Below are 23641 nucleotides of genomic sequence, written 5' to 3' on the forward strand. Positions count from 1 at the left end.
ACTGATGCAAGAAAAAAATACCAATCAGGTGCGCAGCAGAAATGAAATTTTTGCAGAGCGGACCAGCACTAAAATTTACCTCGAGCAACCTAGTGATGATAATCCTTACATCGCCAGTGCCGCTTTTTGTCATGGCTATGATGTCAGTGAGCTGATGGCGAAGCGGTCATTTACCGATGTGTTTTACTTATTGTTTCGTGGTGAGTTACCAGCACCGGATGAAGTTCAAATTCTGCAACAACTGATGATTGCCCTCATCAATCCCGGTCCCCGCCATCCCGCCACTCGCGCAGCGATGAACGCTGGTATCGGTAAAACAGATCCTGCCCACATATTGCCAATTGGCGCGGCACTGCTCGGCGGTGAGTATCACAGCGGCGGATTAGTGGAAGAGGCGATGCGTTTTTTACGCAAGCAACAAAATCAAGATGCTGCCGTTTGTGCTGCGGCGCATGTGGAATCCTCAACGCCTATTCCAGGGTTTGGTGCCTACTACGGTGGCATTGATCTCCTTGCAAACAAGCATGCTGCGCAACTCGCGCAACTACCCGGCGCAGGTAAAGCTTTGAAATGGGGTATGCAATTGAGTTATGCGCTTGAAGCAAAAGGTATGGGCTGGCTAATGCCTGGCGTTGCTTCTGCCGTCTTATCGGATTTGGGGTTCCAGCCCAAAGCGGGTGTGTGTTTGTATCAATTAATGGGAGCACCAGGTGTGGTTGCCCATGGCCTCGAACTGGCCAATAAACCTATTACTGCGATGCCTTTTGTCTCTGATGAAAATTATTTTATTGAGCGGTGATGGGCATGTCTGAAAAAACATTTAGCGATCAACATATCATTGACACACTCAATGCACGCCGTGGAAAAATAATCAGCAAGACGGGTGGTTGGTTTCCTGGCAAGGGCGTTTTCAGTCATGGCTATTCCATGATGGATGATTTGGTGGGGAAAAAATCCTACTTCCAGATTGTGGTATTAAATGCGACGGGGAAAATGATTTCCACCGAGTTTGCCCATTGGATAGAGGTTGGTTACTCGTGCCTTAGCTGGCCTGATCCGCGCATTTGGTGTAATCAAATTGGGGCGCTTGCAGGTGGCGCGCGCACCTCGGCAATTGCAGCAACAGCCATGGGGGTGCTGGCGACAGATTCGCGCACCTACGGCGTTTACCCATTGAAAGAAGGCGTGCAATTTATTCAAACGGCCCTGGCGAGTCATCAGCAAGGATTATCTGCCGAGCAGATAGTTGCGAACGTGCCCTCGCGCGGAGGCAAGCCGTTAATTGTGGGATATATTCGCCCCATTGCAAAAGGTGATGAGCGTATCCGTGCCATGGCAAGCATCGCTGAAGGATATGGTTTTCCAGTGGGTCCGCATCTTGAATTAGCTATGGCAATTGAGGGTGTCTTGCAGGAAAAATATGACGAGGGAATGAATGTTAATGGCTATGTATCTGCCGTAATGGCAGACCATGGTTTTTCACCGGATGAGGTGTATCAAATATTTACCACCTTGGTCGCCAGTGGCGTAACTGCCTGTTATCTGGATACCTACCATCAGGCTCCGGATACATTTCTACCACTGCGCTGTGATGATATTGATTATCAGGGTGTTGCTGTACGACCTATACCTGACTTTCAACCTACCAATCAAAGAGAACTTGCAATGCAAAAAATAGCGTTAGTGACCGGTGGCAATTCCGGAATCGGATATGCAACGGCAAAATTATTAAAAGCGCGTGGTTATGCTGTGACTATTTCCGGACGCAATGCGCAGCGGGTTGCTGAAGCGGCGAATGAACTCGGTGTAGATGCTGTGGTAGCCGATATGGCAAATCCGGCGGATGTCGCCAGATTAGCTTCGCACTTTCAGGGTAAAGCACTCAATGCATTGGTGAATAACGCCGGCATTGCACGTTTTATTCCTATGCAATTTTGCAGTGCGGCTGATTTTGATGAGGTCATGAATACTAATGTGCGTGGTCCGTTGGATTTAATTAAAGGCCTGTTACCCGCGCTGGAGAAAGCTAAGGGGAGCATTACGAATGTGTCCTCTGCCGTGGTCAATAACGGGTTGGCAAATGCAGTTTTGTATGCAGCTTCTAAAGGAGCGCTTGAAGCGGCAACCAAAAGTCTTGCGATTGAATTGGCTCCTGTTAATGTGCGTGTCAATGCAGTATCGCCGGGCGCTATTGATACACCGATCATTACCAAGTTCGGCTTGGATGAGCAAACGATTGCGGCAGCCAAGGCGCATATGGAAACGCAAATCCCATTGCGACGTTATGGCAAGGCAGAAGAAGTTGCTGAAATAATTGCGGCGCAGCTGGAGTCAAGTTATACCACGGGTGCAATTTGGGCTGTTGATGGCGGCGTAAATGTAACCTGACGTTGGGTGAATAACCTGGTTCTGTTGATTATTTTTTTATGGAATTGCACTTGGTAATCCAAGTGCAATTTTCGAATCATGATCGATTTACGGCAATGAACCCACAGCCTGTTGCGTAAATAACTGCGCTATCGGCAACGGATGCCCAATGTGATACCCCTGCACAAAATCAATGCCCATGGTTTTTAAAATATCGAGAATTGCCTCATTCTCAACATATTCCGCCACCGCTTTTTTACCCAATGCCTGAATCACCTGGATCATTGATTTGACCAGCGTCTGGTCGATCTTATCGCGGTGCAGGTTTTGGATAAATGACCCATCCAGTTTAATGTAATCCGCGGGCAAATCTTTTAAATAGGCAAAGCTACTGAAGCCGGAGCCAAAATCGTCCACTGAAAAACTGCAGCCCAATTTGTGCAGCTCGGCAATTACCCGCTGGGTGATATGCAGGTTAAACAAACTCGCACTTTCAGTGAGTTCAAAGGTGATGCGTTTGGGGTCAACGCCGGTGGCTTTCAGATTTTCTAAAATGGTTGGTACCAGATTGTCATCTTTAAACGCTTGCGCCGAGAGATTAATGGCGATGTGGTTTAGCTCAGGATGCTCTTTGAGTTTGTGGATCGCCAATTTAATAATCCAGCGATCCAGCAAATGCATTTCACCTGCCGCTTCAAGTGCGGGAATAAAATTGTTTGGTCCAATAATTTTGCCATCGGTTTCTATCAGGCGTACCAATGCTTCGTAGTAAGAAATTTTATTGTTTTTGATATCAAAAATCGGTTGGAAATAGAGGGTCATCCGATCTTCGGTAATAGCCTTGCGCACTTTTTGCGACATGTTGATCGAATGGCGCAGCTCATCGCTCTCGCTATCGAGCGGATCATATTGGTGGATGAGGTTGCGCCCGCGCCCCTTGGCAACGTAGAGCGCAATATCGGCGCGCATTAAATGCTCTTCTGCATTGTTGGTGCTGCCATCGATTAACGTAAGGCCGATACTGCTGCCGAGATTGATGCGCTGCTCCTGCAGTTGGAAACTGAACTCGCTGATAATCTGCTGGATACTGCGCGCAAATTCGTGTGCTTCAGTGCTATGGATATCGCGTAATAAAATCGCAAACTCATCGCCACCCAAACGGCACAGGATATCGGCACCGCGAATGCGTTTGCTAAGCAAGTGCGACATTTCGCGCAGCACTTCATCCCCTTTTTGATGGCCGAAGGTATCGTTGATTACCTTGAAGTGATCCAGATCCAAATACACCAGTGCGTGTTGGCGGTTATTGCGTACCGAATCGGCAGTCAGCTGAGCGAGGGTGGTTTCAAAAAAGTGGCGGTTGTAAAGCCCGGTGAGTGAATCGTGCATCGCCAAATATTTAAGTTGCTCTTGCGATTCGCGCCGCTCGGTGATGTTGTCCAGGCAGACGGTTAGATTGCTCTGCTGTTTGTTGTTGCTGGAGCGGCTGATTTTTAGCTGCGCCCACAATTTTTGGTGGCGACTACTGCTCAAGCAAATTTCTATTTCTGGACAGGGTTTGTTTTGCTGTAATGCTTTACGTATTCTGCTTTTGTACAGCGAAAATTGCGCTATGTCCTCCGGTGCGATAAAACTTTCCAGCGATTGGCCAATACAATCATCAATGGGATAACCCATCATGGTTTCCCATGCGCGGTTGAGATAGCAAATGGTAAAGTTCGCATCCAACTCCATCACTACGGATTGCAAATCATCAAGCAGTTGGTGGTGGTTTTCGTAAAGTTGGCGATAGGCCAGCTCGCGCTCTTGCAGGGATTTTACCTGTGCCGCAAATTGAGCGTTGCTCACTAAAAAATCATCGCGGTGAATGGCGATGTCGCACACTTTGCGCAATTGTTCGGCGCGAAAGGGCTTGGGTAAAAAATCGACCGCACCGAGCAGCATTAATTCTTCGGCCTGATCGATAGTGGTGTGGGCGGTCATAATAACTACAGGTTGATTGGCGTCGATACTTTGGATTTCAATCAAAATATCGCGCCCCGACAGTTTCGGCAGCATCACATCAAGCAGCACCAGATCATGGCGCCGTTGCACCCAGGCCCTCAAGCCTGCATCACCTTCACTGGCCACTTCAATATCAAAGGAGGGCGCGAGCACCCGCTTAATTAAATCGGCAGTATCGGGTTCATCTTCTACCACCAGTAAACGAGGCTTGGGGAAATTATTCTGCTCGCGGTGCGCGAGTTGCGTCACCAGAGTGGGTAATTGGTTGACCTGGTCGAGCGGCAGTAATTGGTTGATGCCATACTCGCGCGCAGTAACTTCAGCGATGCGCTCGCACCAGGTGCTAGCGATAATAATAATTGGCATATCGGCGCGGCAGTGGAGGATGCCGCTGCGCACTAAACGCGAGAGCCGCCAGCCATCCAGGTCAGCGGTATCGACGTCGACAATTAAAACATCAATTGTTTGTTGGCGCAGCACGCGCAGTGCTTTTTGTGCGGAATCGACACTGGTGAGATTATCCAGCCCAGCAGCACGCAAGCTGGCATTGATCGCAGCCAGCGCAGCGGGGTCGTTATTAACGATGAGGAGGTTAATAGGCGAGCTTGGTTGATTAGGATTGGTGTTATTAGTTAACACTCATTAGTCTCCGAATTAATATCCTTTCAGCCTAGCATAAACTGCGCTTTCCTTTTCGCCTAGGGATGTTTTTCGCGTAGACCTTTCCTAAATTAGCCGCGCTTCCCAAATAATCAACTGAGCGGGTTGTTAACCTCCGGGAGTGGCTGAGCCGTTGACTGCAAGCCCTTTGATGCGATCGCCCATGGGCGGGATTTCATTGCGGTCGATACGCACATCAAGCAGGGTCGGGCCATTTTTTTGGAAGAGTGCGGCGTAATCGAGCGCATCTAGTTGCTCAGGTGAATCGATCACTATGCCATCCACACCCATCGCCTGTGCCATTAGGGCGTAATTGACTTCATTTAATTCCCAGCCAATCGATTCCTGCTGTCCGAGCATTTGCCCGTGCATCACCATGCCCATCGCCGAATCGTTTAATACCAGAAACACCACCGGCAGTTTTTGCTGTGCGGCAACAGTAATTTCCTGCGCGCTCATCAAATAGGAACCGTCGCCGACGATACACAGGGTCGGTGCATTGCGATTGGCGATCGCAGAGCCTATCGCTGCGCCAATCGACCAGGCCATTGAGCCGTAACCCATGGCGATGCGGTACAGGCCTTCACTGTTCGAGCGGGTAAGGTAGTGTGTCGCCCAGGACCAGCCGTTGCCGGCATCGACAAAAATACGCGTGTCATCGGGCAGGGCGCGCGACAAGTGACACATCAACCGCTGGGGTTTTACCGGGCTGGCGTTGGAGTGGCATTTGTCTGCATCGTTAAGAGTGAAAAAACCGCCGTTGGCATTTTCTGTGGCGGCGCCTGGCAGTGTTTGCCAGGTGCGGCCCCATTTGCGCACTTCGCGTACGCTTTTGACCAGGCGATCAAAAATCACATCGATATTGCCGAACACATGCAGATTCGCCATAGGCGAGCGGGTGAAGTGTTCAATCGATGAATCTATGTGGACGAGTTTGGTATTGAGCAAATCGTTTTTCCAACCGCTGGTGCCCAGCTCGCCCAGCTCAGTGCCCACCGCGAGGATCAAGTTGACTTCTTTGCTTTGCAGCAGGTTGCGGGCGCTTTCGTGCCCGGCAAAACCGAACACGCCGCGGTATTGCGGATGATGTTCATCGACCCAGGTTTTGCCCATTGGGCCGGTGACAAAGGCGGCGCCGGTCAGTTCGATAAACTCCATAATTTGTTTGCTGGCTTTGCCCACACCGTTGCCAATGTACATGACGATGTTATCGACCTTGCCGAGCTTTTCGCACAGGCGGGCGATGGCCGAATCGTCGGCCATGGCGAAATCGTGCACCAGCAAGTCGCTGTGAATATGTGCATTGATAGTTGCTGGTGCGCGCAATACGTCGGCAGGCACACTGATATGTACCGGTCCATTGGGTTTGCGGTGCGCCGCCATGATTGCCGACACCAATTTGCTTTCGAGTTGTTCGTGGTGCGATACCAGCGTATTGAACTGGGTGACGTAGCGGAACATGCCGACGGTATCGATGGCAGTGCAGCTGGATTCCTGCAGCGCACGTTTGCCGAATTTGGGCAGCGGCGTTTGCGCAGTGATCACCAGCATCGGGATTTCATCAGCCAACGCCGACGCCACCCCGGTGATCAGATTGGTTGCGCCTGGGCCAGTAGTCGCGCACACCACACCCATCTTGCCGGTTTCGCGTGAGTAGCCATCGGCCATAAAGGCAGCACCGCACTCGTGGCGCGCCACTACCAGGCGCGGGCCACCGGCACGCTCGCTGCGCGCAAGAGAGTTGAGCAGGGGTTCTATCGCACCACCCGGAACACCAAAGACCGTATCGATCTGTAATTGCTTGAGGTAATCGATAATCAAATCGGCGTAGGTAGCGGTGACTTCCGGTGTCTGTAGCTGTGTGAATTGCTCCAGCTCGCCGAGAGTCACGGGTTCTACTGCGGGATTAAATTCCGCAACCGGAGGGTGTTCCAGTTTCGATGTGAGGAGGAGATAGGGTTTGTTAATGGCTTGCTGCATGGAGTTCGCGCCTTGTTTCCAGAAGTGCGTGGTCCATCACGGATGGGTGTCGTCAAAATATGCTGCACAATATATACCAATGATGAAAAATGTGCCAACCAAAAAATAGTCAAAACGCTTAATTAATGCGCTTATTTTTTTGATTTGGCTTTTAAGGGGTGAAAATCGCTGTCTTTCGGGCATAAAAAAGCCCCGGCAAGCCGGGGCAAACAGAGGTCGAATTCGCACTTCTGGCCTGTGGAGGTACACCGCCACAAAGCCGGACAAGCGCGAGATCAGGCGACGCTTTTGGCTGGTTCAGCCGCGCCTTTGTCGAGTTGCTTTTCGGCGCGTTTGGCGTCGATGGATTCAATTTTTTTTTGCTTCTCATACAGGAAGCGCAATACCGCTGAGCGGTAGTGGTTGTATTCGACGTTGTCGGCGAGTTCCAGGCGATTGCGTGGACGCGCGAGTGGCACATCGAGGATTTCCCCGACAGTAGCGGCTGGCCCGTTGGTCATCATCACAATGCGGTCAGAGAGCAGTACCGCTTCGTCTACATCATGCGTAATCATAATCACGGTATTGCCCAGCTCGTTCTGGATTTCCATCAGCGAGTCTTGCAAATGGGCGCGGGTCAGTGCGTCCAGCGCACCGAAGGGTTCATCCATCAACAGCACTTGCGGCTCCATTGCCAGCGCGCGCGCAATACCCACGCGCTGCTTCATACCGCCGGAGAGTTCATCCGGGCGTTTGTGGATGGCGTGGGTCATGTGTACCAATTCCAGATTGTGCTCAATCCACTCGCGCATTTCCGCTTTGGTTTTTTTGCCTTTGAAGACGCGTTTCACACCCAGCTCAACGTTTTCGTAGGCAGTCAGCCAAGGCAGGAGCGAATGGTTTTGGAAGACTACGGCACGCTCGGGACCGGGTTCATTTACTTCGCGGCCATTCAGAACCACGCCACCGGTAGTGGCTTGATACAAGCCGGCGACAATATTGAGCACGGTGGATTTGCCGCAGCCCGAGTGGCCAATCAGCGATACAAATTCACCTTTTTTAATTTTTAAATCCACATCGCGCAGTGCGCAAAATGGGCCTTTGGGCGTTGGAAATTCGATGCCGACTTTAGTCAATTCAAGATGAATCTGGCTCATGGTGTTTTCCTCTGTACTTTCTATCGTATTTGGCGAGTGATAAATAATTTGGACACAATTTGATAAGGCACAATTTAACAAGGCAACTAGCATACCGTTTGCGCTGTGCGTTAACGGACGACTGCACTCTTGTCCCAATTGATATAGGTTTGCAGGATCAAAATAATCCGGTCGAGTAGAAAGCCGATCAAACCAATCACCAAAATCGCGAGGCAAATGCGGCTCAGTGAATCCGATGAACCATTTTGGAATTCGTCCCACACAAATTTTCCGAGGCCCGGGTTTTGCGAGAGCATTTCAGCAGCGATCAATACCATCCAGGCGATACCGAGTGAAATACGCAGGCCGGTAAACATCATCGGGATTGCAGATGGCAATACAATTTTCATGACGTGAGTGAACCAGCCGAGGCGCAATACGCGGCTCACGTTGATCAAATCTTTGCTAACACCCGCAACACCAACAGCCGTGTTGATCATGGTTGGCCAGAGCGAGCAGAGGCTCACGGTTAGCAGGGAAATAATGTAAGACTTGGAGAACATCGGCGAATCGGAAACATAGACCGCACTCACCACGATAGTCACCAGCGGCAGCCAGGCAAGAGGCGATACCGGTTTAAATAATTGAATCAGCGGGTTGATGGCGTTGTAGAGCGGTTGGCTCAGGCCAATCAAAATTCCCACCGGAATCGCAATAATCGATGCAACAAAAAATCCGGAAAGCACAGTAACTAAACTGGTTTCAATTTTGTCAAAAAAAGTGGGGCGGCCATTAAATTCACGCTCGTCAATTTTGGCGGCGGGATCTTGAGCAAGCAATTCGGCGTTGCGTTTTTCCTGGCGCTCGTAAAATACCTCAGCGCGCTCTTGTTCAGTTTTATATTCGTCAACCAAATTGCCCCATTGCTCGAATACTTGTTTGGGCTGGGGAAAATCACCCAGTGAAGTGTTGATGTTCGGTGCGGCTGTGTGCCACAGCAAAATAAAGGCGAGTACACCGATCAATGGCATCAAGGTGCTGATCAGGACATCGCGCCATTTGATGGCTTTTAGCTGTTCAAATTTCAAGGTGGCTAATTTACTACTCATGATCGTTTCCTCTGGATTGCCCGCTTGCTCGTAAGCAAGCGGGCTTATTGTCAACAAACGTTACAACTGTGTTCTGCAAGCCTGGTGTGCTTAAATTTTCTCGTCGCCTTTCAAACCGATTTTAAATTTGGTGAGATACTCGTTCGGTTTTGCTGCGTCAAATTGCACACCATCAATCCACTCGGTTTCATTTACTGCGCGAATACCGTTGAAGGTTTTAAAGTCAGGGAAATCGCTCGCTGCCATTTTTCCTTCGGCAATCAAATCGGCTGCAGCCTGTTGATAAATTTCCGGCGCTACCGCTTTTTTGCCCATTTCCATGTACCAGCTGTCAGGTTTTGCTTCAGGGATTTGGCCCCAGCGACGCATTTGGGTCAGGTACCAAACGGCATCAGAAGTATGTGGATAAGAAGCGTTGTAGCGGAAGAACACGTTGAAGTCAGGAGTTGGGCGAACGTCTTTGCGCTCGTATTCAAAGACGCCGGTCATGGAGTTGGCGATAACTTTGTAATCAGCGCCCACGTAGTGCGCAGCGGAAATCATTTTGGCTGCTGCACTGCGGTTAGCATTGTTGTTTTCATCCAGCCACTTAGCCGCGCGAATCATGGCTTTCACCACACGCACACTGGTGTTGGGATATTTTTGAATAAATTCTTTTTTCACACCAAAGACTTTATCGCCCATTTTGTTGTGTACGGCGATTACCGGCACACCAATCCCACGGAATACTGCTTGTTGGTTCCAGGGCTCACCAACTGAGTAACCTTGAATAGTGCCTGCTTCCATAGTGGCGGGCATTTGTGGTGGTGGTGTTACTGACAATAAAACTTCTGCATCAATTTGGCCGGTAGTATCACCTTTATGCGGAGCATATAAACCGGGATTAATTCCACCAGCAGCTAACCAATAACGCAAACCCATGTTGTGGGTGGATACGGGAAACACCACGCCCATTTGAATCGATTTGCCTGCGTCTTTCATGCTGTCGACAACGGGTTTGAGTGTGCTGGCACTGATTGGATGAACGGGCTTTCCATCGGCGCCCACTGGCACATTCTTTTTCATTTTTTTCCAAATTTCATTGGAAACGGTAATCGCATAAGTGTTTTGCGTCATCGTAAAAGGAATTACCAGTTCCGCTTGGGTGCCGTAACCAATGTTGGCTGCCACGGGTTGTGCCATCAACATGTGCGAACCATCCAGCTCGCCTGAAATGACGCGGTCAAGTACGACTTTCCAGTTAGCCTGTGCTTCGAGCTCAACGGTCAAGCCTTCATCGTCGAAGTAACCATTTTCGTAAGCAACAGCAAGGTCGGCCATATCAGTCAATTTAATGAAACCAAATTTTAATTCGGTTTTTTCCGCTGGGCCGGTTGCTGCTTGTGCTGCAGTGATTAAAGAGAACGCAGCAGCAATTGCAAAAGTGGTTTTTGCTAAAGGTCTTAACAAACTGGAAATTTTTTTCATTGTTTTGGTTGTTTCTTTCATCTCTGGCTCCTGGCGGTGGATACAAATCGCTTAAAAAAATGGTGAATTTTTTAGGTCTTGTTTGCGCCACAAAAAAACGTTTTCGAAAAACAAACGGCTGCGCAAAAAAATTAAGAAAATTGAGTTGTTGTAATGAATCAGTACAAACAGGTCTATTCAAACACTGTGCCAATATCAGTAATGCACATTAACGGCGCAGTGAATTTGCTGTTATTGGTCTGTTTCTTTTACTTTTGCACACTGCTGGATCACACAAAAAGCACGTGCGTTTTTTTAGTGCTGGTTTTTGTTGGTGAGGCGTGCGCTGACAGATGTCGAACGAGTGGGTTGGCGCACTTTTTTTGCGCAAAGTGCTTTTGTGGCTGATTTATGTGGGCAGTACAAAGTGCTAATAACACTTTTTTTCGCGCGTGGGTAAATATAAAAATTCTCTTTAATCTCACAGGTTTAGCGTGACATTTGTGACGCGCACAGGGCGTGAATAGCACCTATACTAAATATGACTAAGTGACCGGAACTGAGCCTGATGACAATGAAAACACCACGCTTTTGGGTCTTATTTTTCTGTTTTACGCTTTCTGCCTGTTCCTCCGTGGTGCAGAAAGTCCCTTTTTTGTCGGATAAAGGCTCTTTGGAGCGGGAGTTATCGGGAGAGTTGATTTTGGGGCGCCCCTATTTACCCGAGGAGTTGCCCAATGCAGATTTGTTTGGCTTGACGAAGGAAATGCAGCTATTTGCAGAAACCTCCACTGCCGATGCCAAGCGCAGCGATGCCAAAGCGGAAGCGCTCCATAAAGCGCTCATATCTTCAACCAGTGTCGGCGGTCGCGGCATTACCTACAGCGCCTTTGACACCATCACCGGTATTGATGCGTTTGAGCGGCGCCAAGCTAACTGCATAAGCTACACACTTCTGTTCGTCGCTATGGCTCGCCATCTGGGGTTAAAGGCGGAAGTGAATGAAGTGATTTTGCCTCCCACCTGGGATATGCGCGCAACCGATACCTATCTGCTGATGCGCCATGTCAACGCCAAGGTGTTTATGCCTCGACCCAACCAGTCATTTATCCGTGTTATCGGCACGGCAGACGTGAGCGATATAGTGGTGGATCTGGAAATGCGCCGCTACCGGCCGCATTACAAGCAACAGGTGATCAGTAAGGATTTGGTAGCGGCGCAGTTTTACTCCAATCGCGGGATGGAATTAGCTGCTGAGGGTAATGCGCGCGAGGCCTTTTTGTATTTGCGCAAAGCCTTATTGATGAGTCAGGAACCGAGTTATATCTGGAGCAATTTCGGCAGTTTTTATCGCCGCCAGAAATTACTGCCGGAAGCGGAGGCAATTTATTTGCACGGCCTGAGCATTAATCCGCGCGATTACACCATCATGCATAATCTTGCCGGTCTGTATAAAGATATGGGCAAGCTCGAACAGAGCGAGTATTACCAAAAACGTGTGCGCATGCACCGCAATGCCAATCCGTATTACATGTTTAAGCGCGCGGAAGAGGCGATGGAAAAAAATGATCTCAACGGTGCGTTGGTGCTGATTAAAAAAGCGATTAAGAAAGAAGAGAACGAAGCGCGCTTCTATCGCCTTGCAGCGGATATTTACGACCAGCTCGGCGATAAAGAAAACGCCCAGCATATGCGTGACAAGGTATATCAGTTGAGTACGATTCGGTTTTGATTTTTGTTGATTAATTAAATCCGCCATTTGCGCCTGTGTTGTAGAATTCAACTACCCCCACACACAAAAGGCCTATCGATTGTTTAAACATAACAGCTTCAGGGTAAGGCTCGCGCTTTGGTTCGGCGGCTTGTCTCTGTTTACTTTGCTCAGCGTGGGTATTTACGCTGGCTTGCTCACTACCGCACAAATCAAAGTTACTGCAGGCGAATCGGTTTTTGCTAATGCGATGGCTGCCGCCGAATTATTGGGCGCAAACCTGCGCGAGCGCGAAATGGAAATTGTATTGCTCAGCCAGGCCCCACATTTTGTGCGTGGGGATTTCACTAGCCCGGATCTGCTGGCCTCTCTTGAGCGCCGCCGGATACTGCGCAGTGAATTCGCATGGCTGGGTGTGGCAGATATAAATGGCAAAGTGATTCAGGCCAGCAATAACATGCTCGTCAACGAATCTGTCGCACAGCGCCCCTGGTTTATTGCCGGATTAAAGGGTGTATTTACCGGCGATGTACATGAGGCCTTGTTGCTTGCCAAGCTCTTGCCTAATCCCGCTAGCACCGAACCCTTACGCTTCATCGATTTCGCCGCGCCCATCCGCAATAAAGAGGGGCAGGTCATTGGTGTGGTGGCTGCACATGCGCACTGGAATTGGGTGACAGAGACTGTGCAACGGGTTGCCAATCGCCGTGAACGCGATAGCGGTTCAGAAATTCTCATCGTCAGTGAGGCGGGCAATGTGCTTTATCCGCAGGCATTGGCTGGTATTAGTCGCTTACCTGAAAATCTATCCGACAACAAAAATTATTCGAAAAATCATTCGGCAAATTATTCGATAGCTACGTGGGACGATGGACGTCAATATTTGACCAGTCAAGTAATGGTAGACGCGAGCGCTAATACCCATTTCGGTTGGCGAATTGTAGTGCGTCAGCCATTGGAAAATGCATTAGCGCCTGTGTATGCCACCTATTGGCATTTTCTGATTCTTGCAGTCATTGCGATGATATTGTTTTCACTGCTGGCGTGGCGCCTCGCCCAAAGTGTTAGTAAACCCATCGAGCAACTTGCCGCCGCTGCGCGCAGTATCAAACTCCACACCACCGCACCGCGCTACCCAACCGGCACCAACTTGCGTGAAGTTGCGCAATTAAGTAATGCCATGCAATCCATGACTGAGTCATTACTCACGCGCGAGCGCGAACTGGAATTGCTGAATCAAACACTGGAGCAGCAAGTATTGCAGCGCACGGAAGCATTGGCAGCGGCGAATAAACAATTGGAACACCTCGCCACCACTGACCCACTTACTGGCGTTAACAATCGCCGTTCGTTTGATGAAAAACTGGCAGACTGTGTACGCATGGGGCAGCGCACCGGTCACGGTTTTTCACTTTTATTACTCGATGCGGATCACTTCAAAAAAGTAAATGACAACCACGGCCACCCGGTCGGCGACGCCGTGTTGCAACAAATCGCCCGCGTAATTAAAGACAATATCCGCACGACTGATTTTGTCGCTCGTTACGGTGGTGAAGAGTTTGCCGTAATTTTGCCAAATTCCCCCAATGCCATCGCTGTCAGCACCGTCGCTGAAAAAATTCGCCGTGCAATTGAAACCGCCATCTTCCCCGATGTCGGCCACATGACCATGAGCATCGGCAGCAGCGCCTGGCACCCCAACGAAACCAACGCAACCGCCGTTATACAACGCACCGATGAAGCCTTGTACACAGCAAAAGCAGCGGGTCGTAATTGTGTGGTTGCGTTTAGGGAAGGTGATTAAACCAATCCGTTTAATTTATATTGGTGTAATGCGTGGTAATTCCAATTGCGAGCAATATTCATTATTCAGCTCATCTGCGCTTCAGCATGTTGACTGCCTTTGCAGGTCCACACTGGAGTTAAAGCCGAAGCTACCGGATGCCACAAAACTACTCGTAACCGTTGATTGCTAGGGAGTTTACGGAAAGTAATAGATTGAAGGTCGCGAAATCGTAAATCGTCAGAAATACGCAAGTCGTAGTTATAGATTTCTCCGGTTTAGCTTTTGCAGTTAAAAATGCAATTAATTGAGGTTGCCAGTACTGTATAACTCCAAAATTAATTGATTATGACTGTAACCCATTGATTAAAATTATCAATATGTATGAAAAACGCGCCGGCCTCTGAGAGTTATACGGTGACACAACAAATTAATTGGAATAAAACGCTGCGGGTTATATAGTTGGCGCAATGTAATAAACTGTTATGAATCCTTGAATATGGACGTAGGCACAAAAATAGAATCACTATTTCCGAATTATCGCTCATCCGCTAAAACTGATGAGTGGGTTCGCTTGTGCAACGAATTAAAACTGGGCTCACTTACGTCAGGTACAGTTGTTCTTAAATTCGACTTTGGTTATGTCATTAATATCGGCGTGTCATTTCCAGCATTAATGCTTGTTGGAAATTTCACACCCGAAAATTCCAACTTGGAAATTGGCTCAATAATTAGTGGCAATATTTACGCCTTTGATGGTAATAAAAATCAAATAGGCATTACCCAAACTGGCCGTAAAAAATGGATGGAAGGTACATGGTAAGTCGCAATCATAACAAACGGTTGCAGCGCCGCTCCAGCGCTTCGCGCTTGCGCTCGACAGTTTGTAAGCAGCGCATTTAGCGAATCGCTGCGCGAAGTTTATCGTAAATGCGCCGCTTACAAACTGCGGCTGAACCGAACGTTAGGGAGTCGTATGAAAAAAGTAATGTCTTTAATTCTATCAATGGTGTCTGGAGCTTCGTTAGCTGCAAATACCGATACACCGCTTAAACAGGCGTTTCAGCAATCGAGAGTGGAAAAAAATATTGACGTAGTTCGGTCTGTTTTTCTTAAGTCCGAATTGTTCGTCGTATCAAATCCTAATGAAAAAGGTTCATTTGACTTTTTGTTTAAAAAATCAGCCAAAACAGGTCGCCTTACAGTTACTGTAGCTGAAAAGGAAGAATATCTATCTACTGTTAAATATCCTAAGCAAAAGACTACTGGATTAAAATTAATTGCTGATCTTCCAAAGGAAGCAGAAATTACAGTCGTTTATAGTGACGGTGGTGACTATCTAACTCAAGAGCATTTAACTTGGTATAGAGAGCAGGAAAATATTAAGCCAACTTCTAAAGCATTATCAGAAAATGTGGCTGTAATTTCAAAACCTGAAGCTGCTAATTCAGCATCAGATTGGAAATATTTGTACTTCTACGGCTTATCCAAAAGCGCTCCCGAATTGGCTGACTTACCGCAGCAAATGGTAGCTTCACTACTTTCAATGCAAAAAATTGATTCCGCGTTATCTACTGGTGCTTTGGTAGAACCTGAATATCTATTCAATGCTAAGGGAGTTGGTGCATGGTTGGTCATGTACGCGCTTGTATCTTTGAAAAATGAAGCAGCGCTGAATTCGTTAAAAACTGAAGGCGGTGTTTTGTTTGTTCCAAATCAATATGTACACAACGCATTGGGCAAAAATAACAATTGGCCTAAAGATATGCTTGCTCGCCATGAAATTAATCTCAAAGGCTACCATTTATTTATATTGCCAATTGTTGTTCCCTCGAATAAAAGTAGTTATACAAAAATGTCTCAGTCGTTAAAGTCTCCGGATGGAAATTTGGAAATCATGGGTATTGCTGAGTTTGACGAGAAAAAGCCTGAGGGGCTTCTAGTTGAAATCGCAGAAAATATAAAGTTCATTAAAAAGGAACGTTCAGACTTAATCGTGAAGTAGATATCCCTAACAAGCGACTGTGGTGTCAACAGGTAAAAGTTAGGTATGGCACCACTCTTTTCTATCTCGCACCGTCGCACTCAATGCAGTCAATAAAATAGCCTTTTCTTTGAAAAAAATGCCGGAATCATTTCTGATTCCGGCATTTTTTTAGTCAGGCGAATTGGATTAGTTCTGGTTACCGCTCAGTGCATCAGCAAAGCCTTGTAGTGCAGGCTTTGGACTCATGTCGTTGAAGAAGAATAGTGACCAGTCTGGACGGCCATAGAGCGAGTTAATCCAACTATCAACATCGGCAACGCCCCAAACGGTAATGCCGCCACGCTGCTCAGCGGGTACCACCTCGAGGTAGGCTTCAACAATGCCTTTAATTAACGCTTTGTGCTGGTCGGCGCGCGCTGGAGTGTAGGCGTTAGCTGACAGTGGCGGATCTACGTAATTTAAGCGTACGTCCAGCTCGGTAATTTTAACTTTGATCGCCGGGCGAATATCTGCCACTAACTTCAGGTGCTCACGGATGGTGGCGACGTTAGCGTTGCCCCACACGTGCATTTGGAAACCAACACCATCGATAGGAATATTGCGCGCTTGGAAATCCTTTACCATCGTGATGACGGCATCCAATTTCGGCCGGTTCCACTCAGTGCTGAAGTCGTTGTAATACAAATCGGCATTAGGAGCGGCCGCATCGGCAGCTTTGAACGCTTCTTCAATAAATTCCGGGCCGATATTGGTGTACCACACGGAAGATCCGGTATTTGCCGCTGAACCGCGATAACGACCGCCCGCGTCTTCGAACGCCTCATTCACCACGTCCCAACTAACGACTGACTGGCGCGCGGCAAAGTGACTAGCCACGGTAGAGACATGCGTTCTCAATACGTCTAACCATTGGTCTTTGGTGCCCGAGAAATTTTGCATCCAGGTTGGAATTTGGTTGTGCCACAGCAACGTATGACCATGCACCTTCAAACTATTAGCTTCAGCAAAGTCGATAAGGGCGTCTGCGTCGTTGAAGAAGAACTGACCTTGGGTCGGTTGCAAATAGCTGGGCTTCATAATGTTTTCTGCGGTCAGCTGATTGAAGTGCTGGGTCACGACGGTTTGGCGCGGGATGTTAGTCAGCGGGCTGATCGCAGAATTGCCTGCTGCCACAGCAACACCAATTGGCATATTGCCAGGGCTCAGGCTGCGGAGGCTTTCAACTGTGACAGGCGAATATTCGTAAGTGATGGATTCCACTTTGGTGAAAGAAAAATCATCGACGTAAATAGTCGCGCCTACGTTTGCTGCGAGGGAAAAATGAACTGGCAATCGCAATAGCGTATCGTCCGGACTAGTGGTGACTTCGATACTCACCTCTTGCCATTCACCGCTCAGAGTGACATTGCTACGTGCACGCTCAGCGTAAGCTGGAGCGGGAGTGCCGACGGTGAAATTGGCTTGCGCTCCGGCAGGGCCTTTTACCCAAGCTTTGTAGGCGTAAATGCTGCCACCAACTACCGGAATACCTCCGTTATTGAGCCCGGTATGAGTGGTTTCTATCGACCAAGGGTTAGCGCCGATCGTGTTGATGGCGACCTCCAGGGCTCGATCGCCGGTGTGAACATTGGATGGTTGATTAGCCGCGCTAATAACTTGAATTGCCGCGGTGCCTCCATTGGTCGCCAACGACCAATTCGCGGGCGCGGTGCTGCCCGCTTCCGAGATTTCGAAACCGCCGTTTTCGGCTAGCTCAATCACTACTGGTGTCGAACTTGAGCTGGCGCTGGATATGCTGGAGGTAATGGCGGAGGAAGATACTGAACTCATCGCCGCTGATGATGGTATTGAACTCACTGCCGATGATAGGGAAGCCATGGAAGCCGCCGAACTCGACACCATCGAACTGACGACCGACGAACTGGAGGATTTGGATCCAGAGCCGGACCCGCCACCGCAGGCAGTCAGTGCCAGTAGAACGGCTAATAAGCTACAACGATTCATATTCATAGTGATCACTCTCTTATGGTTTTTGGAAATCTATCTTCACAACCGCAGGCGCGGCACCCTGTAGGATACAAGTGGCGTAGCATCTAGAATTGTGGCTTATTGTATATTTGACCATATGTTTGGTAAATCGTTCGCTCGCAAACGATGAGGCTGGCGCCATTAATCGAGATGCTGTGCTCAAAATGTTGGCGCGCGACGACTAATTGAACGGAACCTTGCGCTGCAAGCCTTGCAATGACAACCAGCAGGTACGCAGATCGCAAATCTATGCCGCAACTCTGTGCGTGCAACGGGGGATTAATACCCGTTAAGCTGCGACCCTATTAAGCCGCTAACCTTTTAAGCTGCTAACCCATGTTTAAATTCTGGCGCCGCTATCGCGCCCTTATCCGAGATGTGACTCCATGTTAAACCCCGAACAAACACGCGTTCCGCGTGCGCTTATCGTCGCTGTGCAGTTAGACGGTGTTGACGATACTGAATTTAACTCGTCGTTGGCTGAATTAGGCGAGCTAGCAAAAACCTTGGGTTTGGAGGTGGTTGGGCAATTTACGCAAAAGCGTGCAGCGTTTGATTCGACGGCGTATATGGGCGTTGGTAAGCGCGATGAGATACGGCAATTCGTGCAAGCGCAGCAAGATGCCTCGAATGGCCGTGCGCAAGTTGATCCGCACGCGGTGAGTCAGGCGGTGGATTATATTCTTGTCGATCATGAAATCTCGCCGTCGCAAGCGCTCAATCTTGAAAATGAAGTGGGTTGTGAGGTGATGGATCGCACCGTTGTCATCCTCGAAATTTTTCATCGCAACGCCAGTTCACACGCCGCAAGAATTCAAGTTGAAATCGCGCGCCTGACTTATATGGCGCCGCGTTTGCGTGAAGCAGCGAAACGCGAAGGCCCTTCAGGGCGGCAGCGCAGTGGTGTGGGTGGGCGCGGTTCGGGTCAGTCGCGCAGTGAAATCGATAGCCGCAAAGTGCGCGACCGTATTGCCGAGCTGCAAAAAGAAATTGATGCAATGGAAGCAGGGCGTGAAACCCAGCGCGCGCAGCGGCAAGGGCAAACCGGATTGGCGCAAGTGGCGTTGGTCGGTTATACCAACGCGGGTAAATCTACCTTGATGCGCGCTTTGACTGGCAATGAGGTATTGGTGGCCAATAAGCTCTTTGCCACACTCGACACAAAAGTACGCACCTTACAGCCGGACACTGTGCCCAAAGTGTTGGTGAGTGACACTGTGGGTTTTATCAAAAATTTGCCGCATGGTTTAGTCGCCTCGTTTAAATCAACGCTGGACGAAGCGCTCAACGCATCGTTGTTGTTACACGTTATCGACGCGGGTGACGCAGGCTATGAGGCGCAGCTTGAGGTCACGGACAAAGTATTAGCCGAGATTGGTGCTGATACAGTGCCGCGCATTCGCGTGTTCAATAAGATTGATTATCTACAGGATGCCGATGCGCAAGCCGAGCGAATTGCCGAGCTGCAAGCGAGTTATCCCGGCTGTATTGTGTTGAGTGCGCAGCGCGACGAGGATATAAAAAAGTTGCATCAAACGATTGTGCAGTTTTTTCAAAAAGATCTGGTGGAAACCGAGATTTTTTTGCCTTGGTCGGCGCAAGAATTGCGTGGCGAGATATTTGCGTCGTGCAATGTGCTGGAAGAGCGCGCTGATGCGACCGGTGCTTTTTTTCGTTTGCGCGCCGCACCGGACATGGTTGCCAAACTGAGTAAACTCGCCGACGATGCCGGTTCAAATCGAGCGGGATAATAGTCGTCACATCTAAATTCACAAAAGTTGAATATGCAATCAGATCCTAAAAAACTGGTAGAGAAAAACAGCAGCCTCAATCATTCCGAATTGTTGAAAGTGGTATCCCATGTTCAACGGGAGCAAGGTGAATGGATTTTACATACGCTAATGGTGGAGGGTTGTGATGTCCCGTTTAAGTTCAAGCGCAAAGGTAAGTACTTGAGTTTAAATGGGGCCAGAGTGAACATTACCTATTACCCGGAACAGCAAGTTGTTGCGGGCATTACATTTGAAGTGATGAAAGTCGTGCGTATTAAAAGAGGTTAATCAGCTTTCGATGCCAGGATCGGTATTAAGGCTTCACAATCACCAACTGAATGCTACCCACTTTAAAGCCCCATTTGCGTAGCGTGGATTCATTCAGCAGCGTTTTGCTATCGACCTGCCACATCCAATCGTCAACTTTCAGTTGCAGTGGTGAGCCTTTGTAATTGATCTCCAGCACATAATTGAGTTGCATGGCATTGCCGCTAACTTGTGCCTTGCCGGCGCCGATTACATCGCCTGCGGTTGCTGCGTAGCCATCGGCGGTGGGTGTTAGCGTCCAATTACGGAATTGGATTTCGCCGTCATCAAAAATGAATTTTTCTTCCAGTGTGCCCACCCCATTTTTCCAATAGGCCTTGATGCTCGCGTTGAAATAGCGCGTCACCTTGCCACTGCGGTCTTTTAACACACCGTGCGCGCTCAGGTTGCCATTAAAAAACTGCTGCGGGTCAAGGCGCGGCTGATTGCTGGCGTAGTCGTCGATGGCGGTAGTAGAGCAGGAAGAGAGCATAAGTATGAGGCCTGATAAAAACAGCATTTTGCAGTGGGTATACATAGTAAAAACCTTGGGTGATGGGATTCCGCACCGGATATAGTCAAAGATACGCACGCCCACACCTGGGGGATCATCGGCGGCGCAAGGTAAAGGACTGTAATTGTCATTCTGGAAATATGGACTGGGCATTGGCCAGGCTCTAGGCTGCGCGCATCTGACGTCATAAAGAACAACAACGAGGAACAGCAATGAAATTAATCGGTTTATGTTTATTTGGCCTTATCGCCAGCACCCAGGTGTTTGCGGCGGACGCGGGTGAGTGGAAATCCCTGTTCAATGGAAAAGATCTGAGTGGTTGGGAGCCTTATGTGAGCTACCAACCGGAAACCAATGAATACAATCTGGTTTCCAAGCACAAGCCGCGCGGCGTGAATAATGATCCGAAGAAAGTCTTCACTGTGGTTGATGGCCTGCTGCGGGTATCGGGGGAAGAGTGGGGCGGTTTGACCAGCCTTGAAGAGTTTGAAAACTTCCATCTGAAATTTGAAGTTAAATGGGGCAAACAAAAATGGCATCCACGCCTGGATGTTGCACGCGACAACGGCCTTCTCTATTTTGCCGTCGGCCCACAAGGTGCACAGAGCACCCACTGGATGCGCAGCCACGAATTCCAGATCCAGGAAGGTGATAGCGGTGACTACCACAGTCTCGACGGTGTGATCATTGATGTGCATGCGGGCGATACTAATCTCGGCGATTGGAAATTTTATCGCTACGACCCCAAATTGCCGCTGCGCAAAGATATAGCCGCGCGCGTATTAAAACTGGGCAACTATGAAAAGCCGAGCGGTGAGTGGGACACCATGGAAGTGATTACCGATGGCAAAACCCTGATCCATAAAGTAAACGGCCATGAAGTGTTTCGCGGCTTTAATTCACGCCACGAAGTCGATGGAAAATTTGTTCCGCTCACACGCGGCAAACTGCAAATCCAATCGGAAGGCGCTGAGACTTTCTTCCGCAATATCCAGATCAAAACGCTCGATAAGCCTGCGGCGGAATATTAATCCTTCACGTCAATGGAGCGCGAGGGTTGATTTAATCCTGCGCTCCATGCAGTCTGGGCTGATGCACTTTCGCCAATAATACTCGCAGGTGAACCATGAGCCCTTTCTACAATTTCACAGCTGAATCCCTGAACGGAACGCCCATCAACCTGTCTGACTACGCAGGCAAGTTGGTGCTGGTGGTGAATACCGCCAGCCAATGCGGGTTTACCCCGCAATATGCTGGACTTGAGGCGCTCTATAAGGAATTTAGCGCTCAGGGTTTGGTGATTCTCGGTTTTCCTTGCAACCAATTTGGTGGACAGGAACCGGGCGATGCGGATCAAATTGCCCATACCTGCCAGATTAATTACGGTGTGAGTTTCCCCATGTTCGCCAAAGTGGATGTCAACGGCAACAATGCGCACCCGCTCTTCAAATGGTTAACCAGTGAATTACCCGGTTGGTTAGGTAAATCGATTAAATGGAATTTCACTAAATTTTTAATCGGTCGCGACGGCAAACCCATCAAACGTTTTGCAACTATTACCAAACCGGAAAATATGGCGGATTTTATCCGTAAGCAGCTACAACAGCCCTAATAAGTACAACTATCCTGACTACTACAAAAAATTAACGATGAATAACAAAAAAATTGTTTTTGTCGCCACGCTGGCATTTGCACTGGGTTTTTACGCCAGCGAATATCGTCATGCCAAAAATGATAAAAATGCGCAGCCGATTGTTGCGGCTAATATTGATGAACCTGATTTTTTTGAAAAGCCAGAACCAAGCCCTCCGCAAGATCTCAGTCCCGCTTCATCTGCATCAACAACTCAGTTTTTACCGACGAAACCCCAGTCGCCACTCGAACGCGCCAATCAGTTAATTGCTAATGGCGCTTACGGCGATGCTGCGCGCCTGCTGAATCAATTACTCGAGTTGGAGCCGCAAAATACCGAGGCGCTGTGGTTGTTGGCGCGTGTGTACGAGCAGCAGGGGCAGCATAAAGAAGCAGTCGGCATTTGGTTCCGCTATATCAATACCGAAGTGGATGCGCAAAAAATTGAAAATGCGCTCGCGTATTTGGCGAAATATTTAATTCGCCTCACTGAGAATCCCTCTATTTTTGGAGAGAGCTACGAATGGTTAATGGCGCAGATCAATGACCTGATCAAACTCACGCCTGACAATGGCGAGTTGCATTTGCAGCTCGCCAAAATGCATTTAAAAATCGAAGATAAAGAGCAAGCGCAATACCATGCTCTCATGGCTGCCAACCAACCCGAAACCCAGGCGCGCGCTGAAGGTATATTGGCAAAACTGGATGAAGGCTCAACTGCGCAAGACGATGGGCCCGCCGAGATTACAGTACCGTTGATTCGTTTCGGCGGCCAATTTTTAGTGCCAATAACAGTAGAGGGTGAGCAAGTAAAATTATTGCTGGATACAGGTGCATCTATCAGCGGCCTGACTGCCAGTTTTATCAATCGCCATTACTCATTTGTAAAATCTCCCAAACCCATCCAACTCAACACCGCAAGCGGCACGGTTGAAAGTTATTTATTTGTAGTCGATACCCTCACCATCGAAAGCATCACCTTCAACAAACACATGCTCGCCCGCCTACCGATGGATAATGGCGATCAATTCGATGGCCTGCTGGGCATTGATATTCTCGGCCGGTTTGATTTTGTGATTGATCAGAATAAAGCGGTGTTGCGGTTGAAGAAGCGGTAGTGATTACACTGTGCATAGATCAGTTTTTGGAGCGGTAAAATGTCTGACACCAATAGTTCAATAATGGAGACAATAAGGCTTTTGCTGATTGAGGGTCAAGAAAGCGACG

General features: G+C 48.8%; 18 protein-coding genes. 11 read left to right on the plus strand and 7 right to left on the minus strand.

Annotated features, from left to right (window positions below; all coding sequences use genetic code 11):
• Nucleotides 1-4 precede the first annotated feature (4 nt).
• Together B4E62_RS20120 and B4E62_RS20125 are read left to right on the plus strand one after the other, a co-directional pair.
• On the plus strand, nucleotides 5-799 hold the full coding sequence (locus tag B4E62_RS20120) for a citrate synthase (RefSeq protein WP_331353322.1): 795 nt from the start codon (nucleotides 5-7) through the stop codon (nucleotides 797-799).
• A 5-nt stretch (nucleotides 800-804) separates the two neighbouring features.
• Nucleotides 805-2388, plus strand: coding sequence for an SDR family oxidoreductase (locus B4E62_RS20125; protein ID WP_331353323.1), 1584 nt, complete (start codon nucleotides 805-807; stop codon nucleotides 2386-2388).
• 87 nt (nucleotides 2389-2475) lie between these two features.
• Here B4E62_RS20125 and B4E62_RS20130 read toward each other — a convergent pair whose 3' ends face one another.
• From B4E62_RS20130 to B4E62_RS20150, 5 genes are all read right to left on the minus strand, one after another.
• A complete protein-coding gene (locus B4E62_RS20130) occupies nucleotides 2476-5010 on the minus strand; it encodes a two-component system response regulator (protein ID WP_310074964.1) in 2535 nt (844 codons plus the stop codon).
• A gap of 129 nt (nucleotides 5011-5139) precedes the next feature.
• Complete coding sequence (locus tag B4E62_RS20135; RefSeq protein WP_310074962.1) at nucleotides 5140-7011, minus strand: thiamine pyrophosphate-binding protein; 1872 nt, start codon at nucleotides 7009-7011, stop codon at nucleotides 5140-5142.
• A gap of 275 nt (nucleotides 7012-7286) precedes the next feature.
• Entirely contained in the window at nucleotides 7287-8147 is an 861-nt protein-coding gene (locus tag B4E62_RS20140; RefSeq protein ID WP_310074960.1) for an ABC transporter ATP-binding protein, read from the minus strand.
• Between the two features lie 110 nt (nucleotides 8148-8257).
• The gene (locus tag B4E62_RS20145; RefSeq protein WP_310074958.1) at nucleotides 8258-9235 is read right to left on the minus strand and encodes an ABC transporter permease; all 978 of its coding nucleotides are present in this window, start codon (nucleotides 9233-9235) and stop codon (nucleotides 8258-8260) included.
• 90 nt (nucleotides 9236-9325) lie between these two features.
• The gene (locus B4E62_RS20150) at nucleotides 9326-10702 is read right to left on the minus strand and encodes a CmpA/NrtA family ABC transporter substrate-binding protein (RefSeq protein WP_414633277.1); all 1377 of its coding nucleotides are present in this window, start codon (nucleotides 10700-10702) and stop codon (nucleotides 9326-9328) included.
• 547 nt (nucleotides 10703-11249) lie between these two features.
• Between B4E62_RS20150 and B4E62_RS20155 the strand changes: the two genes are divergently transcribed.
• From B4E62_RS20155 to B4E62_RS20170, 4 genes are all read left to right on the plus strand, one after another.
• Nucleotides 11250-12413, plus strand: coding sequence for a tetratricopeptide repeat protein (locus B4E62_RS20155; protein ID WP_331353325.1), 1164 nt, complete (start codon nucleotides 11250-11252; stop codon nucleotides 12411-12413).
• A 130-nt stretch (nucleotides 12414-12543) separates the two neighbouring features.
• A complete protein-coding gene (locus B4E62_RS20160; protein WP_331353326.1) occupies nucleotides 12544-14196 on the plus strand; it encodes a diguanylate cyclase in 1653 nt (550 codons plus the stop codon).
• Between the two features lie 472 nt (nucleotides 14197-14668).
• Nucleotides 14669-14998, plus strand: a complete 330-nt coding sequence (locus tag B4E62_RS20165) for a hypothetical protein (protein ID WP_331353327.1) — start codon at nucleotides 14669-14671, stop codon at nucleotides 14996-14998.
• A 153-nt stretch (nucleotides 14999-15151) separates the two neighbouring features.
• Nucleotides 15152-16180 carry a hypothetical protein gene (locus B4E62_RS20170; RefSeq protein ID WP_331353328.1) on the plus strand — a complete coding sequence of 343 codons (1029 nt, stop codon included), beginning with the start codon at nucleotides 15152-15154 and terminating at the stop codon, nucleotides 16178-16180.
• Nucleotides 16181-16348: 168 nt separating this feature from the next.
• Here B4E62_RS20170 and B4E62_RS20175 read toward each other — a convergent pair whose 3' ends face one another.
• On the minus strand, nucleotides 16349-18172 hold the full coding sequence (locus tag B4E62_RS20175) for an endo-1,4-beta-xylanase (protein WP_331353329.1): 1824 nt from the start codon (nucleotides 18170-18172) through the stop codon (nucleotides 16349-16351).
• A gap of 404 nt (nucleotides 18173-18576) precedes the next feature.
• On the opposite strand from B4E62_RS20175, the gene hflX reads away from it, so the two are divergent.
• Nucleotides 18577-19941 (plus strand): GTPase HflX, encoded by a 1365-nt coding sequence (hflX, locus tag B4E62_RS20180; protein WP_310074943.1) that lies wholly within the window; start codon nucleotides 18577-18579, stop codon nucleotides 19939-19941.
• A 33-nt stretch (nucleotides 19942-19974) separates the two neighbouring features.
• Complete coding sequence (locus tag B4E62_RS20185) at nucleotides 19975-20250, plus strand: hypothetical protein (protein WP_331353330.1); 276 nt, start codon at nucleotides 19975-19977, stop codon at nucleotides 20248-20250.
• A 25-nt stretch (nucleotides 20251-20275) separates the two neighbouring features.
• On the opposite strand, the gene B4E62_RS20190 is transcribed toward B4E62_RS20185, so the two are convergent.
• Nucleotides 20276-20761: a DUF3833 domain-containing protein gene (locus tag B4E62_RS20190; protein ID WP_310074940.1), complete on the minus strand. Its 486-nt coding sequence runs from the start codon at nucleotides 20759-20761 to the stop codon at nucleotides 20276-20278.
• 233 nt (nucleotides 20762-20994) lie between these two features.
• Between B4E62_RS20190 and B4E62_RS20195 the strand changes: the two genes are divergently transcribed.
• The 3 genes from B4E62_RS20195 to B4E62_RS20205 all read left to right on the plus strand — a co-directional run bounded on the left by B4E62_RS20195 (nucleotide 20995) and on the right by B4E62_RS20205 (nucleotide 23532).
• Nucleotides 20995-21813, plus strand: a complete 819-nt coding sequence (locus B4E62_RS20195; protein WP_331353331.1) for a DUF1080 domain-containing protein — start codon at nucleotides 20995-20997, stop codon at nucleotides 21811-21813.
• Nucleotides 21814-21908: 95 nt separating this feature from the next.
• Nucleotides 21909-22394, plus strand: coding sequence for a glutathione peroxidase (locus tag B4E62_RS20200; protein ID WP_331353332.1), 486 nt, complete (start codon nucleotides 21909-21911; stop codon nucleotides 22392-22394).
• A 37-nt stretch (nucleotides 22395-22431) separates the two neighbouring features.
• Nucleotides 22432-23532: an aspartyl protease family protein gene (locus B4E62_RS20205; protein ID WP_331353333.1), complete on the plus strand. Its 1101-nt coding sequence runs from the start codon at nucleotides 22432-22434 to the stop codon at nucleotides 23530-23532.
• The last annotated feature ends 109 nt before the right edge of the window (nucleotides 23533-23641 follow it).

The organism is Cellvibrio sp. UBA7671 (assembly GCA_002483145.1).
In the GTDB taxonomy this organism is placed as follows: Bacteria; Pseudomonadota; Gammaproteobacteria; order Pseudomonadales; family Cellvibrionaceae; genus Cellvibrio; species Cellvibrio fibrivorans.

Excerpts from the sequence above, each read along its gene's own strand:
- B4E62_RS20120 (WP_331353322.1), top strand. The coding sequence starts at position 5 with ATGCAAGAAAAAAATACCAATCAGGTGCGCAGCAGAAATGAAATTTTT.
- B4E62_RS20125 (WP_331353323.1), top strand. The coding sequence starts at position 805 with ATGTCTGAAAAAACATTTAGCGATCAACATATCATTGACACACTCAAT.
- B4E62_RS20135 (WP_310074962.1), bottom strand. The coding sequence starts at position 7,011 with ATGCAGCAAGCCATTAACAAACCCTATCTCCTCCTCACATCGAAACTG.
- B4E62_RS20140 (WP_310074960.1), bottom strand. The coding sequence starts at position 8,147 with ATGAGCCAGATTCATCTTGAATTGACTAAAGTCGGCATCGAATTTCCA.
- B4E62_RS20145 (WP_310074958.1), bottom strand. The coding sequence starts at position 9,235 with ATGAGTAGTAAATTAGCCACCTTGAAATTTGAACAGCTAAAAGCCATC.
- B4E62_RS20150 (WP_414633277.1), bottom strand. The coding sequence starts at position 10,702 with ATGAAAAAAATTTCCAGTTTGTTAAGACCTTTAGCAAAAACCACTTTT.
- B4E62_RS20155 (WP_331353325.1), top strand. The coding sequence starts at position 11,250 with ATGACAATGAAAACACCACGCTTTTGGGTCTTATTTTTCTGTTTTACG.
- B4E62_RS20170 (WP_331353328.1), top strand. The coding sequence starts at position 15,152 with ATGAAAAAAGTAATGTCTTTAATTCTATCAATGGTGTCTGGAGCTTCG.
- B4E62_RS20175 (WP_331353329.1), bottom strand. The coding sequence starts at position 18,172 with ATGAATATGAATCGTTGTAGCTTATTAGCCGTTCTACTGGCACTGACT.
- hflX (WP_310074943.1), top strand. The coding sequence starts at position 18,577 with ATGTTAAACCCCGAACAAACACGCGTTCCGCGTGCGCTTATCGTCGCT.
- B4E62_RS20185 (WP_331353330.1), top strand. The coding sequence starts at position 19,975 with ATGCAATCAGATCCTAAAAAACTGGTAGAGAAAAACAGCAGCCTCAAT.
- B4E62_RS20190 (WP_310074940.1), bottom strand. The coding sequence starts at position 20,761 with ATGCTCTCTTCCTGCTCTACTACCGCCATCGACGACTACGCCAGCAAT.
- B4E62_RS20195 (WP_331353331.1), top strand. The coding sequence starts at position 20,995 with ATGAAATTAATCGGTTTATGTTTATTTGGCCTTATCGCCAGCACCCAG.
- B4E62_RS20200 (WP_331353332.1), top strand. The coding sequence starts at position 21,909 with ATGAGCCCTTTCTACAATTTCACAGCTGAATCCCTGAACGGAACGCCC.
- B4E62_RS20205 (WP_331353333.1), top strand. The coding sequence starts at position 22,432 with ATGAATAACAAAAAAATTGTTTTTGTCGCCACGCTGGCATTTGCACTG.